The organism is Pseudomonas sp. B707 (assembly GCF_022496685.1).
In the GTDB taxonomy this organism is placed as follows: Bacteria; Pseudomonadota; Gammaproteobacteria; order Pseudomonadales; family Pseudomonadaceae; genus Aquipseudomonas; species Aquipseudomonas paraglycinae.
The window spans coordinates 138084-154086 of record NZ_WTVE01000036.1 but is presented as its reverse complement, the minus strand read 5'-3'; the positions used below and the strand labels follow the sequence as shown (position 1 = coordinate 154086).

The following is a 16003-nucleotide window of genomic DNA, read 5'->3' as shown; positions in this document are numbered from 1 at the left end:
TTTCCACAGTTTTGACTTGTCCCCGTTTGCTGTGGAGCTGGCTGTGAATAACGTGGGTGTAGCTGGCTGGAAGCCTTTGAATACGTGGCTTTCAGCGCTGTGGTTGTTTTTTGAGCAGTGTGTTTTTGCTGAGGGGAAGGCCTGTTTGTCAACCTTTTTATGGGGGCGCAAAACAGCGCTGATGGCTGTGGTCAATCCTGTGGATAAGTCTGTGATTAAACTCTGGAAAGACTCGGCTAAGGGCCGTAATTGCTGGCCTCGCGCAATCATGGCCATGACCGGTCGGTCGTGCAAAATGCCCTGCCCGGCACAACTGGTTGTTCAGGGTCAAGCAAAAAACTTTCCAGATGGCCCGCAAAGCCTTGTGTGGCGCGGCTTTGCGCTTTTCCACTTGCCCCCGAAAACTGTGGAAGGGCTTGTGGATAACGTGCGTGCACATGGCTACAGGCCACGGCGCGTATGGCGTAGCGGCCGCTGATCAATTAATGAGCAGGATTCGGTGGTTGCCGGTTAAAGCGGGGCCGGGCATGCTGCCCGCTGATTTTCTATTCCAATGGCTGCCCCGGTGGCCGAAGCAAGGAGAACACGATGTCCAACACCCTGTTTATCACCGGCGCGACCTCCGGTTTTGGTGAAGCCTGTGCCCGTCGTTTTGCCGAGGCCGGCTGGAAACTGGTGCTGACCGGTCGTCGTGAAGAACGCCTCAACGCGCTGTGCGCCGAGCTGTCGAAGCAGACCGAAGTGCATGGCCTGGTGCTGGACGTGCGTGATCGCAAGGCGATGGAGGAGGCGATTGCCAACCTGCCGCCATCGTTCGCCAAGCTGCGCGGCCTGATCAACAACGCCGGGCTGGCGCTGGGCGTGGACCCTGCACCGAAGTGCGACCTCGACGATTGGGACACCATGGTCGACACCAACGTCAAAGGCCTGATGTACAGCACCCGTCTGCTGCTGCCACGCCTGATCGCCCACGGTCGCGGCGCCGGCATCGTCAACCTCGGCTCCATCGCCGGTAACTACCCGTACCCGGGCAGCCATGTCTATGGCGCTACCAAGGCGTTCGTCAAACAGTTCTCGCTGAACCTGCGCTGCGACCTGCAGGGCACCGGCGTGCGGGTCAGCAACATCGAGCCGGGCCTGTGCGAGAGCGAGTTCTCGCTGGTGCGTTTCGCCGGTGATCAGGCGCGTTACGACGCCACCTACGCCGGTGCCGAGCCGATCCAGCCGCAGGACATCGCCGAGACCATCTTCTGGGTGCTGAATGCGCCGGCGCACATCAACATCAACAGCCTGGAGCTGATGCCGGTGAGCCAGACCTGGGCCGGTTTTGCCATCGAGCGTAACAAGGCTTGATACGGTTTTGCCCTCTTTGCCAGTCTGCTGGCGAAGAGGGCAAATCGGCCAAATTCTGGCAGTAAGGTAGACTCACTCCTCAACGACCCCACCGCACCCTGCGGTTTTCAAGGTTTTCGAGGAGTCAAAGTGAGTAACCGAGGTGAGCAGTCGCTGCTCAAACAATCGACCATCCTGATGTTGGCCGTGTCGATCGCCGGGATCGCCACCGGTTTTGTTTCGGGTTCCCAATCCATCCTGTTCGATGGCTTTTTTTCGCTGATCGCAACCTTCATCAAAGTTCTGATGCTGATCACCGCGAAGCTGATCGCCAAGCAAAGCAACCAGCGTTTCCAGTTCGGCTTCTGGCACCTGGAGCCGATGGTGCTGCTGATCGAGGGCAGTTTTCTGTTGTTGATCGCGATCTACGCGTTTCTCAACGGTGTGTTCGGCATCATCAACGGCGGTCGTGAGATCGAACTGGGGCTGGTGATCATCTACGCGGCGGTGTTCACCGTTGTCGAGTTCGCCTACTTCTTCTACGTGCGCCACCGTAATCGCAAGCTCAAGTCGAGCCTGATCCAGTTCGACAACATCAGCTGGCTGGTGGACGCGATGCTGTCGGTGGGCCTGTTGATCAGTTTCCTCGCGGCGCTGCTGCTCAAGTCTCAGGGGTATGGCGAGTGGGCGAAGTTCGTCGACCCGCTGATTCTCATCGTGCTGGCCCTGACCATGCTGCCGCCGGCCTTCAAGATCCTCGGCCCGGCGCTGCGGGACGTGCTCGGCATTGCGCCGGACACGCTGGACGATCAGGTGCGCCAGGTGATGGACGCGGCCAAGATTGAGCATGGTTTCGACGATTACGTGTCCTACGTGCAGAAACACGGGCGGGCGCGGTTCATCGAAATTCATGTGGTATTGCCGGCGGATTACCGGCTGCAGAGCGTCGGTCAGCTGGACGTGCTGCGTGAGGAGATTTCCGCGAAGCTGGGCAAGCCGGACGCGGCGCGCTGGCTGACCATCAGTTTCACTGGCGACCGGAAGTGGATTGCCTGATGTTTGCGGCGAGGGAGCCTGCTCCCTCGCCACAGCTGTCAGCTCAGATAGTCGGCGATGCCGCGATAGCAGGTCGCCAGGTGATACGGCGTGGTCGACGGCATGTCCTTGCGGCTGACCTCGCCCTGATCGTCACGGCATTCGTGCCAGCCGCCGGCATGCAGGAAGCGCTGTTGCAGCGCCTGCAACTGGCGCAGCACCGCGCTTTCACTGCCCGGACGCAAGGTCAGGGCGCGCAGGTATTCGGCCTGTGCCCAGATGCGCTGGGTCGAATCCTTCCCGTGTCCTTGCGGATCGAGCATGGCCAGCACCGCACCGGTGTCGGCTTCTACGCCCTGTTGTTCGGTGAAGGCAAACGCGCGATCCAGTGCCGCGTGCAGTTTCGATCCGCGCAACAGCGGTGAAGACTCCAGCAGGAAATACCATTCGAACTGATGCCCCGGTTCAAACCAGTTATCCACAGCCCCCAGCGGCTTTTCCATCAACACGCCCTGTTGCGGTTCGATGAAGCGCTTGTGCATGGCTGTGCATAACTCGCTCAGCGCCTGCCGGGTCTGGGGATCTTCGCGCACGGCCAGCGTGGCCAGGAAGGCTTCAGCCAGGTGCATCAGCGGGTTTTGCAGCGGGCCCGTTTGCAGCGTGATCCAGTCGCGGTCGAGGCAGGCTTCGTAGAGGCCGTCGCCCGTTGCGAATCGTCGGCCGATCACTTCCAGTGCGGCGTTGAGGGTCGATTCGACCAAGGGCTCGCGGGACTTTTCCCAGTAGTGAGCGCAGGCGAACAGGATGAAGGCGTGGGTGTAGAGATCCTTGCGCTGATCCAGCGGTTTACCCTGCGGATCGATGCTGTAGAACCAGCCGCCGTGCTCGGCATCGTGGAAGTGCCGTTGCAGGGAACGGAACAGCGCGGCCGCCCTTGCTTCGGCGTTATCCACAACCCCGATCAGGCTGGAAAACAGGTACAGCTGCCGTGCGCAGGCCATGGCTCGGTAACGCTGCGGTGGCAGCGGTTGATGTGCGGCGTCCAGCGCCTCGTAAGGCAACGCCATGTCGGCGTTCCAGCCCGGTCCTTGCCAGAGGGGCACGATCACGTTCAGAAAGTGCTGTTGCACTTCACCGAACAGGGTGGTCAATTCAGGCAGGGAGGTGGAGCGGGAAGCGTGGGGCATGGGCGGACGTCGTCACGGCAGGGGCGATTGCGCGACATGGTAGCAGAGAGACCGGCCTTAGAGACGCGGTGTCTGTCAGGCCGCTATCGCCAGCAGGCTGGCTCCCACAATGGATTTGCAGCGTACACAATCCTGTGGAGCCAGCCTGCTGGCGATGAGGCCGGATCAGGCGATAAAAATCAGCCAGCCAGCAACCACGCGCCCGTCACCGCCGAAGCCGCTCCGGCCAGTCGGACCAGCGGCGCAGCAGCCTGAGGCAGAAAACGCACGACCGCATAACCCGCCGCATGCAGCGCAGCCGTTGCGACCACGAAACCGGCGGCATACGCCCAAGGGCTCGACATGTCCGGCAACTCGAGGCCGTGGGCCACGCCGTGGAACAGCGCAAACAGCGCCGTCGCCGCCACTGCCATTACCAGCGGCGGACGCACCGCCAGCGCCACCGCCAGACCCAGCGCCAGCACCGAGGCGGCAATCCCGCTTTCCAGCGCCGGCAATTCCAGCCCTTCAAAACCGAGCAGGCCGCCGATCAGCATGGTTCCAACGAAGGTGCACGGCAGCGCCCAGCGTGCGGCGCCTTGCTGCTGCGCCGCCCACAGACCGACGGCCACCATCGCCAGCAAATGGTCGAGACCGCCGATCGGGTGGCTGATGCCGGCCACCAGGCCAGAGTCGCCGTGGCCAGGGTGGGCGAAGGCCAGGGCCGGAGTCAGCAGCAGCGCGACGGCGCCGAGAATGCGTTTGAGTGTCATGGATAAGCTTCCTTGTTGATCAGTGAATCAGGCTGCGGTCAGCAGGCCCTGGCGTTCGATGAAGGCAATGATGTCTTCCAGGCCCTGACCGGTTTTCTGGTTGCTGAACACGAACGGCTTGCCGTTGCGCATGCGTTGGGTGTCGCTGTTCATCATCTCCAGCGAGGCGCCGACCAGCGGCGCGAGGTCGATCTTGTTGATTACCAGCAGGTCGGATTTGCAAATGCCGGGCCCGCCCTTGCGCGGCAGCTTGTCGCCGGCCGAAACGTCGATCACGTAGATGGTCAGGTCGGACAGTTCCGGGCTGAAGGTCGCGGAAAGATTGTCGCCACCGGACTCCACCAGAATCAGGTCCAGCCCCGGAAAACGCCGGTTCAGTTGATCCACCGCTTCGAGGTTGATCGAAGCGTCTTCGCGGATCGCGGTGTGCGGGCAGCCGCCGGTTTCCACGCCGATGATGCGTTCTGGCGCCAGCGCTTCGTTGCGCACGAGAAAGTCGGCGTCTTCGCGGGTGTAGATGTCGTTGGTGACTACGGCCAGGTTGTAGCGTTCGCGCAGCGCCAGGCACAGGGCCAGGGTCAACGCGGTTTTCCCGGAACCGACCGGGCCGCCGATGCCGACGCGCAGGGGTTGTGTGTTCATGTGATTCTCCAGATAAAAGGCCCTAGGAACGGAACAGGCGGCTGTACTGGCGCTCATGGGCCATGCACGCCAGGGACAGACCGAACACGGCGCTGCCGAGGTGTTCGGGATTGATTCGGGTGGCATCCTGCTGCGCCTGTTGCAGCAGCGGCAGCAGTTCGCTGGTCAGGCGCTGGGCGGCTTGCTGGCCCAGCGGCAAGGTTTTCATCAGCACCGCGAGCTGGTTTTCCAGCCAGCTCCACAGCCACGCGGCGAGGGCGTCCTGCGGGCTGATCTGCCAGGCGCGAGCCGCCAAGGCCCAGCACAGGGCCAGGTGCGGCTCGGCGCAATGTTCGAGAAAATCCCGCGCGGGCTGATCGAGTTCGGGCAAGCCGTTGAGCAATTGCTGCAACGAGTAGCCCATCTGCCGGCTCTCCAGATGCAGCTCGCGGGTTTCGCGGCTGGCGCGGTGGCTTTCGCAGAGCTTGCGCAATTCATCCCAGTGTTCGTCCGCGGCGGCCTGGCAATGGGCGAGCAGCAGGGGCGCTTCAAACCGCGCGAGGTTGAGCAGCAATTGATCGCTGATCCAGCGGCGGGCGCTGTCCGGGCTGTCGACACGGCCGTTATCCACCGCCATTTCCAGGCCCTGGGAATAGCTGTAGCCGCCAATCGGCAATTGCGGACTGGCCAGGCGCAGCAGCGCCCAGGCCGGGTTCACAGACGGACGCCGAACTGATGGAGTTTCGGCGCGTAGTTGAAGTCTTCGTCACCGTGCCGCGAATGATGATGGCCGCCCCCGTAGGCGCCGTGTTCCGGCTGGAACGGCGCTTCGATCGATTCCACGGCGGCGCCGAGCTGTTCGAGCATCGCCTTGAGCACGTAATCGTCGAGCAGTCGCAACCAGCCGTCACCGACTTGCAGCGCCACATGGCGGTTGCCCAGGTGATAGGCCGCACGGGTCAGTTCAAAGGCGTTGGCGCAGGTGACGTGCAGCAATTGTTCGGGGCGGGCGCAGACTCGGACGATCCGTCCATCTTCGGCTTGCAGGCATTCGCCGTCGAACAGCGGCGGCTGACCGCGCTCCAGAAACAGTCCGACGTCCTCGCCTTCGGCACTGAAACAGCGCAGGCGGCTTTTGCTCCTGGCTTCGAAGGTCAGGTGCAACTCGGCGGCCCAGACGGGTTGGGGCTCGATTCTGCGATGAATCACCAGCATCGGAAAGCTTCCAGCAATGGACAATGCTCAGGCTAGAGCAAGGGGCTTGCCAATCGGACGAAGCGTAGGAAAACCCTGTCGGAGCCTAGTGGATGTTTCAAGATGTTGCAGGATTGTGGGGCGTTTTGGTGCATGAAGTTTTTTACATGCACCAATTTGCGGCGCAAAAAAAATCGCAGCTCCGGGCTGCGACTTTTTTGCTCTCTCACTCGGTACTGCCGAGCCCTTGCCAGTGCTTCAACCCGATAAAGATGAAGCGCAACTGCTGGGTGATCTTCGCCTGGGGCGTCAGATGCTCGGGCAGGGCTTCGGCGGGCGGGTCGATGATGTCCGGCAGGGTGGCGAACACCGATTTGACAATCAGGTCGGCCATTACGCTCAGGCCTTCGCGATTGAGGTGCTGGAGCTTGGGCATCAAGGCCAGATCCGCCGCCAGGTCGGAGCTGATGTCCTCCCGCAAACGGCCAATGGCCTGACGCACCGGCAACGATCCGCCGTACTGCTCGCGGGCCAGAAACAGGAATTGCGAACGGTTGGCGCTGACCACGTCGAGGAAAATCCGCACCGACGCATCGATGATGCCGCCCATGACGAATTCGTTGTGGCGTACCAGGCGGATGGTTTCGCGGAAGGTCTGGCCGACTTCGCTGACCAGTACCAGGCCGAGTTCGTCCATGTCGGCGAAATGCCGGTAGAAACCGGTGGGCACGATGCCGGCGGTTTTCGTCACTTCACGCAGGCTCAGGCTGCCGAATCCTCGGCCGCTTTCCATCAAGTGGCGGGCAGCGTCCATCAGGGCGTTGCGGGTCTGTTGTTTCTGTTCGGCGCGGGGCAGCATCGCAAGGGTGTGTTCTTAGGCAAGACAAGCGCCGCACTCTAGCAAATCGGCTTTGTCGGCGTCGAACGGCAGCGGGGGAGATGGAGCAGGGAAATCGCGACTTCTTTATACAGGCTGCTGAAAAGTCAAAAGCCCAATCCGGGGATTGGGCTTTTTTTCCAGGCCGCCATGGGCTTAGCTCAAAGCGCTGTTGCGTTCGATCACACGGTCACCACCGCTTTCGGCCAGAGTTTGACCTTGTGGGGTGCGATCGGAACCGTCGGCTGCCAGGGTTTGGCCCTGTGGAGTGCGATCGGAACCGTCAGATGCCAGGGTTTGGCCTTGTGGGGTGCGATCAGAACCGTCAGATGCCAGGGTTTGACCTTGTGGAGTGCGGTCCGAACCGTCTTGAACCAGACCTTTCTGTTCCAGACGATCACGGCCGCCTTCGGCTACGGTTTGACCTTGTGGGGTTTTGTCATAGCCATCTTGAACCAGACCTTTTTCTTCCAGACGGTTACGACCGTTTTCAGCCAGGGTCTGGCCTTGTGGAGTGCGGTCCGAGCCATCAGCGGCAACAGTCTGGCTGAACACCGAGTGGCTGGTTTTGACTTGCGGAGTCGCTTGATCGGCAGCTGGCAGGGCGAAAGCGGTGCTGGCCAGCATCGAGAGGGTAAGACTGAACAGAAGTTGGCGTTTCATGATGGGTTGCTCCTTGGGAGGGCGATAAAGTGGGTACGAGGGCAATGCTACTCTCGATAAGTCGATATAAAAGTTCATAAACACAATGGTAATAATCAACAGAATTGATTGTTCGCTTGAGAGGCTCTAGCTCGGGCGTTTCAGGCGGGCGGTTTTGCACTGCGGTGGGTATTTTCCACCCACTCGCGCCTCGCAAAAGTGCGGGTCCGGTAACGCCAATTCGACCGATCGGTCAGAATGGCGACCGTTTTTTCCCCTCGCTGGGGCTTTGGATTAAACCTGCGGGCTGTTTGTCAGTCACAGATTTCATGAGGGCCATCACGGCCCGTCGTTTCAGCTGCGTCGTGCCAATGGATGCAGTCGTCTTCAGGAGCTTTGTGCAATGACGCGCACGCGTAAAATCTTCGCCTGGACCTTCGCCACCCTCGTGCTGTTACTGGCAGTGCTGGTATTTATCATCGTGTTCTTCGACTGGAACCGCATCAAACCGCCGCTCAACGCCAAAGTCTCGGAAGAACTGCATCGACCGTTCGCCATCAACGGCAACCTGTCGGTGGTCTGGCGGCGTGAGCTCGACGAGGGCGGCTGGCGCGCCTGGGTGCCGTGGCCGCATGTGGTTGCCGAAGACCTGACGCTGGGCAATCCCGACTGGTCGAAGCAACCGCAGATGGTCACCCTCAAACGGGTCGAGCTGCGCATTTCGCCACTGGCCTTGCTGGCGCAACGGGTCGCGATCCCGCGCATCGACCTGACCGAACCCAACGCGCAACTGCAGCGTTTGGCCGACGGCCGCGCCAACTGGACCTTCAAGTTCGATCCCAAGGACCCGAATGCCGAGCCCTCGAACTGGGTGGTCGACATCGGCGCCATCGGTTTCGACAAGGGCCACGTCGCCCTCGATGATCAGACCCTCAAGACCAACCTCGACCTGTTGATCGATCCGCTGGGCAAGCCGATTCCGTTCAGCGACATCGTCGGCGACAAAGCCGCAAAAACCGCGCAGGACAAGGGCGGCGCACCGCAGGATTACGCCTTCGGCCTGAAAGTCACCGGCCAGTATCACGGCCAGAAACTCGCCGGCCAGGGCAAGATCGGTGGCTTGCTGGCTCTGCAGGACGCGAGCAAACCGTTCCCGTTGCAGGCCCAGGCGAAGATCGGCGATACCAGCGTCGAACTCGCCGGCACCCTGACCGATCCGCTGAATCTCGGCGCCCTCGATCTGCGCCTGAAACTGGCCGGCGCCAGCCTCGGCAACCTGTATCCGCTGACCGGCGTGACCCTGCCGGACACCCCGCCGTACGCCACCGACGGCCATTTGATCGCCAAGCTGCATGAGCCGGGCGGCGCGCAGTTCCGCTACGAACAGTTCAACGGCAAGATCGGCAGCAGCGACATCCATGGCGATCTGGCCTACGTCGCCAGTCAGCCACGGCCCAAGCTGAGTGGCGCGCTGCTGTCCAATCAATTGTTGTTTGCCGACCTCGCGCCGCTGATCGGTGCCGATTCCAATGCCAAGCAGAAGGCCCGTGGCGGCGAGAGCAAGCAGCCGGCGGACAAGGTGTTGCCGGTGGAAGAGTTCAAGACCGAGCGCTGGCGCGACATGGACGCCGACGTCGAATTCACCGGCAAACGCATCGTCCACAGCGAAGAACTGCCGTTCACCGACCTCTATACCCACCTCAAACTCAACGACGGCGAGCTGAGTCTGGAGCCGCTGCGCTTCGGCGTGGCCGGTGGCAACCTCGATGCGCAGATTCGCCTCAACGGTCGCACCGAACCGCTGGAGGGCCGGGCCAGACTGACCGCGCGCAAGTTCAAGCTCAAACAGCTGTTCCCGACCTTCGAACCGATGAAGACCAGTTTCGGCGAGCTCAACGGTGATGCCGATATCGCCGGTCGCGGCAACTCGGTGGCCAAACTGTTGGGCGGTGCCAACGGCAACCTGAAGATGCTGATCAACGACGGTGCGATCAGTCGCGAGTTGATGGAGCTGGCAGGCCTCAACGTCGGTAACTACGTGGTCGGCAAGATCTTTGGCGACAAGGAAGTGAAGATCAATTGCGCGGCGGCGGACTTCGATATCAAGACCGGTCTGGCGACGACAAGACTGTTTGTGTTCGATACCGAGAACGCAATTATCTACATCGACGGCACGGCGAACATGGCCACCGAGCAACTGGATCTGACGGTGACGCCGGAATCCAAGGGCTGGCGCCTGATTTCCCTGCGCTCGCCGTTGTATGTACGGGGCAAGTTCATCAAGCCGGATGCCGGGGTGAAAGCGGTGCCGCTGATGTTGCGCGGGGCGGGGATGGTGGCCTTGGGCGTGATCGCTGCGCCGGCGGCAGGGTTGCTGGCGCTGGTGGCGCCGAGTGGTGGCGAGCCTAACCAGTGCGCGCCGCTGCTGGAGCAGATGAAGGCGGGCAAGGCGCCGGTGACCGTCAAACCCACCAAGTAATTGCTGCAACCCGATCGTTCCCACGTCGAACCGTCTGCGTGGGAACGTCGCCATGGACGCTCTGCGTCCGCTCTTGGGACGCTGAGCGTCCCGGGATGCATTCCCACGCGGAGCGTGGGAACGATCGGTCAGCGGGGGGAGCGGGGATTAGAGGTCCTTCAGAATATCCGCCATGTCATCCGCATGCTCTTCTTCCTGAGCCAGGATGTCTTCAAAGATCCGGCGGGTGGTCGGATCCTTGTCACCGATGTACTGGATGATCTCGCGGTAGCTGTCGATGGCGATCCGCTCGGCCACCAGGTCTTCGTAGACCATTTCCTTCAAGGTGTTGCCGGCCACGTATTGCGCGTGGGACATCTTCGACAGCAGGTCAGGGTTGAACTCGGGCTCGCCGCCCAGTTGCACGATGCGCTCGGCCAGACGGTCGGCGTGTTCGGCTTCCTGAGTGGCGTGCTCGAGAAACTCGTCGGCGGCGACGTTGGCTTTCAAGCCGTTGGCCATGAAGTAGTGGCGCTTGTAGCGCAAGACGCAGACCAGTTCGGTGGCCAGCGATTCGTTGAGCAGGCGCAGCACTTCTTCACGGTTGGCGCTGTAGCTTTCGGTCACTGCGCCGTTTTCCACGTGCTGGCGTGCGCGCTCGCGCAGGGTTTGAACATCAGACAATTGCAGGTCACTCATTTCAGTCTCCTGGAGGCTAATCCGATTGGCGTCACGTTCTGCTGACGTGATCGTTACCTGGTTGTGAGTGATGAACGCTGCAAAAAGTTTTGTCGGATTCAGCGCGGGGCATGCACGGAGAGCTGCGCCTCTTCGCGCAGCCAGGCAAAAAACGCCTTTACCGGCGGATGCCGCTCGCGGCCCGGTACACAAAGCGCGCTGTAACCGGCGCCGTCGACCTGCACTTCGTCCTTGTACGGCACCAGCAGACCGCTGGCGACGCTCTCCGACACCAGAATATTGCTCGCCAGCACCAGCCCCTGTCCGGCAATGGCTGCTTGCAGCGCGTAGTGCTCTTCGTCGTATTCGCGGACGGCCGGTTGCTGATTGAGCCAGTTCTCGCCTGACTGCGCGCACCAGGCTTCCCAGCCGTGGGCGTAGAGCTTTGAGTTGTGCCAGCGCACGCTGATCAGCGCCGGGGTACGGCGGGCGGCCAGCGCCACCTGCTCCGGCGAGCCATACACGCCGAACGACTCATCGAACAGGCACAACCCGTAGAGGTTCGGGTAATCGTCGAGGCTGTAGCGCAGCACCAGATCGACGCTGGCGTCCTGATGCAGGTCGATGACTTCGCAATGGGTGTCCAGGCGCACATTGATGTTCGGATGCTTCGCATAAAACCGCCCCAGTCGCGGCACCAGCCACAGCGCGGCGAACGCGGCGGTGGTCGACAGCGTCAGGCTGCTGCCGCTGCGTTGCGGGCGCAGGGTGTCGACGCTTTGCGCCACCTCCAGAAATGCGCCGTGCAAGCTGCGAAACAGCCGCTCGCCACCCTCGGTCAGGCGCACCTGACGCGGCAGGCGTTCGAACAGCGCCACGCCGAGCCAGTCCTCCAGCGAGCGGATCTGATGGGAGATCGCCGTCGGCGTCACCGCCAGTTCTTCGGCGGCCGCCTTGAAGCTCAACAGGCGTGAAGCGGATTCGAACGCGCGCAGGGCGGTCAGCGGCAATGAAGCGAACATGGAAACTCCACGGATGAAATCAATTCATCCCGACTGATTTTTGCTCATTTGAGGCGATGACGTGGGTGCTGCAATCTGGCGCCACACCGTCACTCAAGTCTAGTCCCAAGGAGATTCAGATGAGCAAGATTCTTGTGATCCATGCCAGCCCTCGCGGTGAGCGTTCCCATTCGCGGCGTCTGGCAGAAACCTTTCTCAGTGCCTGGCAAGTCCGTCATCCACAGGCTCAGGTCACTCGCCGTGAAGTCGGCCGGGCGTTGATTCCGGCGGTGAACGAGGCGTTTGTCGCGGCGGCGTTTTATCCGGATCCCGAGGCTCGGCCGCTGACGATGCAGGCCGATCTGGCGCTCAGCGATCAACTGGTGGGCGAGTTGTTCGATCACGACCTGCTGCTGATTTCCACGCCGATGTACAACTTCAACGTGCCCAGCGGCCTCAAGGCCTGGGTCGATCAGATCGTGCGGTTGGGTCTGACGTTCGACCATACGCTGGACAACGGCATCGCCCAATACACGCCGCTGCTGCACGGCAAAAAGGCGCTGATCGTCACCAGTCGCGGCGGTTTCGGTTTCGGCCCGGGCGGTGAGCTGGAGGCGCTTAACCACGCCGACCCTTGGTTGCGCACCGCGCTTGGCTTCATCGGCATCAACGATGTCACGGTGGTCGCCGCCGAGGGCGAGGAATCCGCCGAGCGCACCTTCGCGGTGTCGGTGGCCGAGGCCGAGCAGCGCTTGCTCGACCTCGCCCGGGAGCTCTAGGTGGCCTGGCTGTTTCTGCTGATCGCAGCGGGGTTCGAGGTCACCTTCGCCATGGGCATGAAGTACGCCGAGGGTTTCACCCGGCTCTGGCCGTCGCTGATTACCGTGGTCGCGGCGGTGGGCGGGGTGTACTTCCTGACCTTGGCGATGCGCGAGTTGCCGGTGAGCATCGCCTACCCGATCTGGACCGCCATCGGTTCGCTTGGCACGGTGTTTCTCGGATTCGCCCTGCTGGGCGAGAGCCTGACGCTGGTGAAGTTGCTGTCCGTGGGGCTGATTGTGGCGGGGGTGGTGGGGCTGAAGTAGGCTGGTCGTGGAGTTGTCATCATCGAGGCGGATGCTTGGCGGGCGTTTTGCACGCCCTGCATCCACTCACCGACCACAAGGATGTTTGCCCATGTCGCAAGATTCGGCCACACGTTATCCACTGGTGCTGGTGCCGGGAATGCTCGGTTTCATCCGTCTGGTGCTGTACCCGTACTGGTACGGAATCATCAAGGCGTTGCGCCGGGGTGGTGCAACGGTGATTGCGGTGCAGGTGTCGCCGCTCAATTCCACCGAGGTGCGCGGCGAGCAGTTGCTGACGCGCATCGATGAAATCCTTCGTGAGACCGGCGCGGCCAAGGTCAATCTGTTCGGCCATAGCCAGGGTTCGCTGACGGCACGTTACGCGGCGGCCAAGCGACCGGATCTGGTGGCGTCGGTGACGTCGGTTGCCGGGCCCAATCACGGTTCGGAACTGGCCGACTATCTGGCGAAACACTATCCGGCGGACAGCGCCAAGGGCCGAATCCTCGAGGCGCTGTTGCGTTTTGTCGGCTGGCTGATGGCGCTGCTGGAGACCGGCTACCACGGGCCGAAACTGCCGGTGGATATCCACGCCTCGCACCATTCCCTGACCACCGAAGGCGTGGCGCTGTTCAACCAGCGTTATCCACAGGGCCTGCCGCAAACCTGGGGCGGGCAGGGGCCGGAAGAGGTCAACGGCGTGCGGTATTACTCGTGGTCCGGCACCTTGCAGCCGGGCAAGACCGATCGCGGTGGCAACCTGTTCGATGGCACCAACCGCAGCTGTCGGTTGTTCGCCAAAACCTTCGTGCGCGAGCCGGGGCAGTGCGATGGCATGGTCGGACGCTACAGCTCGCACCTGGGCACGGTCATCGGCGATGACTACCCGATGGATCACTTCGACATCGTCAACCAGTCGCTGGGACTGGTCGGCAAAGGCGCGGATCCGGTGCGGCTGTTCGTCGAGCACGCCGCGCGGTTGAAAGCCGCCGGGGTCTAGGCGGCGCTCGGGGTGCGGGAGCGACCGAGGACGGTGGTCCAGCGCTCGGAAAGAATCACCCCGCCCAGCGTCAGCAAGCCACCGACCAGGTGATACATCGCCAGTTGTTCCTTCAGCACCACTGCGGCAATCAGCGCGGTGATCAGCGGCAGCAGGTTGAAGAACAGCGTGGTCCGGCTCGGGCCCAGACGCTGCACGGCCTGCATCCACGCCAGCGGCGCAAGCATCGAGGCCAGCAGGCACGCGTACAGCACCAGCGGAATGTTCTGCAGGGTCAGGCCGGTTTTCGGTGAAGTCGCGTACAGCGGAAACAACACCACCACCGCCACCAGCACCTGCAAATACAGCAACACCAGCGGCGGCAGGCGCAGTTGCCATTTTTTCAGCAGGGTGCTGTAGATCGCGTAGGCGAGGGTGGCAATCAACATCATCGCGTCACCCAGGTTCACCCCGTGTTGCAGCAGTGCGCCGAGGCTGCCGGAGGACACCACCACCAATACACCCGCGAATGAAAGTACGGCTCCGACCAGTGCGCCGGCGGTCAGGCGCTGGCCGAGGCTGATGATCGCCATGGCCAGCGACATCAGCGGCATCAACGACAGGATGATGCCCATGTTGGTGGCGCTGGTCATGGTTGCGGCGAAGTAGGCCAGGCTCTGATAGACCGCCATGCCGAGCACGCCGAGGATGAAAATCTTGCCCAGATTCGGGCGGATCTGCGGCCAGTGCGCGATCACCTTTTTGAGCATGAACGGCGTGAACAGCAGGCCGGCGAGCAGCCAGCGGTAGAAGCCGATCTCGGCGGGAAAGATCGCACCGACCGCAAGCTTGTTGATCACGGTGTTGCCGGCCCAGATGAAAATCGCCAGCAGGGGAAACGCGTATTGCATGGGAGGAGAAACCAGTACGTTGATGAACGGTGATTATCCCCTGTCTGGATGCAGGCCTATACTGCGAACCGGACAACCCGCCCCTGATTCCGGACAGCATGAACAGTAAACACATCGATCTGCTGGATTTCAGCGAACTGCCGTCGGCGGTGTATTTCCGCTATGCCGACTTCAACGCCCACGAATACGCCGCGCCGCACCGCCATCCGTGGGGCACGCTGGAGTACGCGGCCCACGGCGTGCTGCACATGGATGTCGACGGCAGCCGCTTCATGTCGCCGCCGCAATACGCGGTGTGGGTGCCGCCGCAGGTCGAGCACAGTTTCTACAGTCATCAGCCGGTCAACTATCGGGCTGTGTGTCTGGCGCCGGATGTCTGTTCCGATTTGCCGACGCAGGCCTGCACTCTGGCGATCAGCGACATTCTCAAGGCGATCCTCAAGGACTTTGCCGCCCGTGATGTGAAGATCCCGGCGTTCGAAGCCGACCAGCGCCTGGCCCAGGTGCTGGTGGATCAATTGCGCCAGGCGCCGGTTCACCAATGCTATTTGCCTTACGCCAGCAGCCCCGGTTTGCTGACCATTCTCGAAACCCTGCAGGCCGAGCCCGGCAACAATCAGCCGCTGGCGCACTGGGCGGCGCAGGTGCATGTCAGCGAGCGCACTCTGGCCCGGCAATTCGTGCGGGAATTGGGGATGAGTTTTGGCGAATGGCGCCAGCGGCTGCGCTATCTCGCGGCCATTGAGGCGCTGGAGTCGGCGCGCAGCGTGCAGGAAATCGCTTTTGATCTCGGCTACAGCAGCGGCTCGGCCTTCATCGCCATGTTTGCCCGGCAGGCCGGATGTACCCCCGAACAATACCGGCGCAGCCATCTTGAGGGCAGGAAGGTGTAACAAGCTTTGACTACACTCAGCCGGAGGCCGCCTCCATCGAGGCGGCGCCAAGGAGAAAACTCCATGAAGATGCTGCGTGTCCCTTTGTTAATGATCGGTCTGCTGCTGTGCTCCCAGGGTTTCGCCGCCACGGCGCAACAGAACAAAATGACCACCTGCAACGCCGACGCCACGGCCAAGAGCCTCAAGGGCGATGAGCGCAAAGCCTTCATGAGCACCTGCCTCAAGGCAACCCCGGCAGCAAACGACGCCAAGGCCCTGACCCCGCAGCAACAGAAAATGAAAACCTGCAACGCCGATGCGGCCACCAAGGCGCTGACGGGTGATGCGCGCAAGACCTTCATGAGTGATTGCCTGAAGAAAAAATAAAGCGGGT

19 protein-coding genes are annotated in these 16003 nt (G+C 61.9%); 9 read left to right on the top strand and 10 right to left on the bottom strand.

Annotated elements, in window-relative coordinates; translation table 11 throughout:
* The first annotated feature begins 43 nt into the window (after nucleotides 1-43).
* From GQX66_RS27945 to GQX66_RS27935, 3 genes are all read left to right on the top strand, one after another.
* Nucleotides 44-478: a hypothetical protein gene (locus GQX66_RS27945; RefSeq protein ID WP_176240482.1), complete on the top strand. Its 435-nt coding sequence runs from the start codon at nucleotides 44-46 to the stop codon at nucleotides 476-478.
* A gap of 110 nt (nucleotides 479-588) precedes the next feature.
* Complete coding sequence (locus GQX66_RS27940) at nucleotides 589-1353, top strand: SDR family oxidoreductase (protein WP_007950653.1); 765 nt, start codon at nucleotides 589-591, stop codon at nucleotides 1351-1353.
* A 129-nt stretch (nucleotides 1354-1482) separates the two neighbouring features.
* On the top strand, nucleotides 1483-2388 hold the full coding sequence (locus GQX66_RS27935; RefSeq protein ID WP_134021637.1) for a cation diffusion facilitator family transporter: 906 nt from the start codon (nucleotides 1483-1485) through the stop codon (nucleotides 2386-2388).
* A gap of 38 nt (nucleotides 2389-2426) precedes the next feature.
* Here the strand turns inward: GQX66_RS27935 and GQX66_RS27930 are convergent, their stop codons facing one another.
* From GQX66_RS27930 to GQX66_RS27900, 7 genes are all read right to left on the bottom strand, one after another.
* Nucleotides 2427-3554 (bottom strand): AGE family epimerase/isomerase, encoded by a 1128-nt coding sequence (locus GQX66_RS27930; protein ID WP_240872096.1) that lies wholly within the window; start codon nucleotides 3552-3554, stop codon nucleotides 2427-2429.
* Nucleotides 3555-3733: 179 nt separating this feature from the next.
* On the bottom strand, nucleotides 3734-4306 hold the full coding sequence (locus tag GQX66_RS27925; RefSeq protein ID WP_064379124.1) for a HupE/UreJ family protein: 573 nt from the start codon (nucleotides 4304-4306) through the stop codon (nucleotides 3734-3736).
* A gap of 27 nt (nucleotides 4307-4333) precedes the next feature.
* The gene (gene ureG, locus GQX66_RS27920) at nucleotides 4334-4948 is read right to left on the bottom strand and encodes an urease accessory protein UreG (RefSeq protein WP_007950645.1); all 615 of its coding nucleotides are present in this window, start codon (nucleotides 4946-4948) and stop codon (nucleotides 4334-4336) included.
* 22 nt (nucleotides 4949-4970) lie between these two features.
* Nucleotides 4971-5645, bottom strand: coding sequence for an urease accessory protein UreF (locus GQX66_RS27915; RefSeq protein WP_240872095.1), 675 nt, complete (start codon nucleotides 5643-5645; stop codon nucleotides 4971-4973).
* Nucleotides 5642-6142, bottom strand: a complete 501-nt coding sequence (gene ureE / locus GQX66_RS27910) for an urease accessory protein UreE (RefSeq protein WP_240872094.1) — start codon at nucleotides 6140-6142, stop codon at nucleotides 5642-5644. The genes GQX66_RS27915 and ureE overlap by 4 nt, the downstream gene beginning before the upstream one ends.
* A gap of 205 nt (nucleotides 6143-6347) precedes the next feature.
* The gene (locus tag GQX66_RS27905) at nucleotides 6348-6980 is read right to left on the bottom strand and encodes a TetR family transcriptional regulator (protein ID WP_007950628.1); all 633 of its coding nucleotides are present in this window, start codon (nucleotides 6978-6980) and stop codon (nucleotides 6348-6350) included.
* 174 nt (nucleotides 6981-7154) lie between these two features.
* Nucleotides 7155-7661 (bottom strand): hypothetical protein, encoded by a 507-nt coding sequence (locus GQX66_RS27900; protein WP_085746524.1) that lies wholly within the window; start codon nucleotides 7659-7661, stop codon nucleotides 7155-7157.
* Nucleotides 7662-8043: 382 nt separating this feature from the next.
* Here GQX66_RS27900 and GQX66_RS27895 point away from each other — a divergent pair, with 382 nt between their 5' ends.
* The gene (locus GQX66_RS27895) at nucleotides 8044-10119 is read left to right on the top strand and encodes an AsmA family protein (RefSeq protein WP_085746525.1); all 2076 of its coding nucleotides are present in this window, start codon (nucleotides 8044-8046) and stop codon (nucleotides 10117-10119) included.
* Between the two features lie 147 nt (nucleotides 10120-10266).
* Here GQX66_RS27895 and GQX66_RS27890 read toward each other — a convergent pair whose 3' ends face one another.
* Nucleotides 10267-10797 carry a ferritin-like domain-containing protein gene (locus GQX66_RS27890; RefSeq protein WP_085746527.1) on the bottom strand — a complete coding sequence of 177 codons (531 nt, stop codon included), beginning with the start codon at nucleotides 10795-10797 and terminating at the stop codon, nucleotides 10267-10269.
* Nucleotides 10798-10895: 98 nt separating this feature from the next.
* A complete protein-coding gene (locus GQX66_RS27885) occupies nucleotides 10896-11798 on the bottom strand; it encodes a LysR substrate-binding domain-containing protein (protein WP_085746528.1) in 903 nt (300 codons plus the stop codon).
* A 119-nt stretch (nucleotides 11799-11917) separates the two neighbouring features.
* Between GQX66_RS27885 and GQX66_RS27880 the strand changes: the two genes are divergently transcribed.
* The 3 genes from GQX66_RS27880 (at nucleotide 11918) to GQX66_RS27870 (ending at nucleotide 13844) form a co-directional block, all read left to right on the top strand.
* The gene (locus GQX66_RS27880) at nucleotides 11918-12556 is read left to right on the top strand and encodes an NAD(P)H-dependent oxidoreductase (protein ID WP_085746529.1); all 639 of its coding nucleotides are present in this window, start codon (nucleotides 11918-11920) and stop codon (nucleotides 12554-12556) included.
* Entirely contained in the window at nucleotides 12557-12862 is a 306-nt protein-coding gene (locus GQX66_RS27875; RefSeq protein WP_011332220.1) for a multidrug efflux SMR transporter, read from the top strand. It abuts the gene before it with no gap.
* A 91-nt stretch (nucleotides 12863-12953) separates the two neighbouring features.
* The gene (locus tag GQX66_RS27870; protein WP_085746530.1) at nucleotides 12954-13844 is read left to right on the top strand and encodes a triacylglycerol lipase; all 891 of its coding nucleotides are present in this window, start codon (nucleotides 12954-12956) and stop codon (nucleotides 13842-13844) included.
* Here GQX66_RS27870 and GQX66_RS27865 read toward each other — a convergent pair.
* A complete protein-coding gene (locus GQX66_RS27865; protein ID WP_085746531.1) occupies nucleotides 13841-14734 on the bottom strand; it encodes a DMT family transporter in 894 nt (297 codons plus the stop codon). The genes GQX66_RS27870 and GQX66_RS27865 overlap by 4 nt on opposite strands.
* 98 nt (nucleotides 14735-14832) lie before the next feature.
* Here GQX66_RS27865 and GQX66_RS27860 point away from each other — a divergent pair, with 98 nt between their 5' ends.
* Both GQX66_RS27860 and GQX66_RS27855 read left to right on the top strand, forming a co-directional pair.
* Nucleotides 14833-15627 (top strand): helix-turn-helix transcriptional regulator, encoded by a 795-nt coding sequence (locus GQX66_RS27860; protein ID WP_085746532.1) that lies wholly within the window; start codon nucleotides 14833-14835, stop codon nucleotides 15625-15627.
* Between the two features lie 63 nt (nucleotides 15628-15690).
* Entirely contained in the window at nucleotides 15691-15996 is a 306-nt protein-coding gene (locus GQX66_RS27855) for a PsiF family protein (RefSeq protein ID WP_085746533.1), read from the top strand.
* Nucleotides 15997-16003: the final 7 nt, after the last annotated feature.

What these genes read in the sequence shown, in the direction of transcription:
- GQX66_RS27900 (WP_085746524.1), bottom strand. Translation starts at nt 7,661, where the DNA reads ATGAAACGCCAACTTCTGTTCAGTCTTACCCTCTCGATGCTGGCCAGC.
- GQX66_RS27880 (WP_085746529.1), top strand. Translation starts at nt 11,918, where the DNA reads ATGAGCAAGATTCTTGTGATCCATGCCAGCCCTCGCGGTGAGCGTTCC.
- GQX66_RS27885 (WP_085746528.1), bottom strand. Translation starts at nt 11,798, where the DNA reads ATGTTCGCTTCATTGCCGCTGACCGCCCTGCGCGCGTTCGAATCCGCT.
- ureG (WP_007950645.1), bottom strand. Translation starts at nt 4,948, where the DNA reads ATGAACACACAACCCCTGCGCGTCGGCATCGGCGGCCCGGTCGGTTCC.
- GQX66_RS27905 (WP_007950628.1), bottom strand. Translation starts at nt 6,980, where the DNA reads ATGCTGCCCCGCGCCGAACAGAAACAACAGACCCGCAACGCCCTGATG.
- GQX66_RS27865 (WP_085746531.1), bottom strand. Translation starts at nt 14,734, where the DNA reads ATGCAATACGCGTTTCCCCTGCTGGCGATTTTCATCTGGGCCGGCAAC.
- GQX66_RS27855 (WP_085746533.1), top strand. Translation starts at nt 15,691, where the DNA reads ATGAAGATGCTGCGTGTCCCTTTGTTAATGATCGGTCTGCTGCTGTGC.
- GQX66_RS27890 (WP_085746527.1), bottom strand. Translation starts at nt 10,797, where the DNA reads ATGAGTGACCTGCAATTGTCTGATGTTCAAACCCTGCGCGAGCGCGCA.
- ureE (WP_240872094.1), bottom strand. Translation starts at nt 6,142, where the DNA reads ATGCTGGTGATTCATCGCAGAATCGAGCCCCAACCCGTCTGGGCCGCC.
- GQX66_RS27925 (WP_064379124.1), bottom strand. Translation starts at nt 4,306, where the DNA reads ATGACACTCAAACGCATTCTCGGCGCCGTCGCGCTGCTGCTGACTCCG.
- GQX66_RS27870 (WP_085746530.1), top strand. Translation starts at nt 12,954, where the DNA reads ATGTCGCAAGATTCGGCCACACGTTATCCACTGGTGCTGGTGCCGGGA.
- GQX66_RS27895 (WP_085746525.1), top strand. Translation starts at nt 8,044, where the DNA reads ATGACGCGCACGCGTAAAATCTTCGCCTGGACCTTCGCCACCCTCGTG.
- GQX66_RS27940 (WP_007950653.1), top strand. Translation starts at nt 589, where the DNA reads ATGTCCAACACCCTGTTTATCACCGGCGCGACCTCCGGTTTTGGTGAA.
- GQX66_RS27930 (WP_240872096.1), bottom strand. Translation starts at nt 3,554, where the DNA reads ATGCCCCACGCTTCCCGCTCCACCTCCCTGCCTGAATTGACCACCCTG.
- GQX66_RS27860 (WP_085746532.1), top strand. Translation starts at nt 14,833, where the DNA reads ATGAACAGTAAACACATCGATCTGCTGGATTTCAGCGAACTGCCGTCG.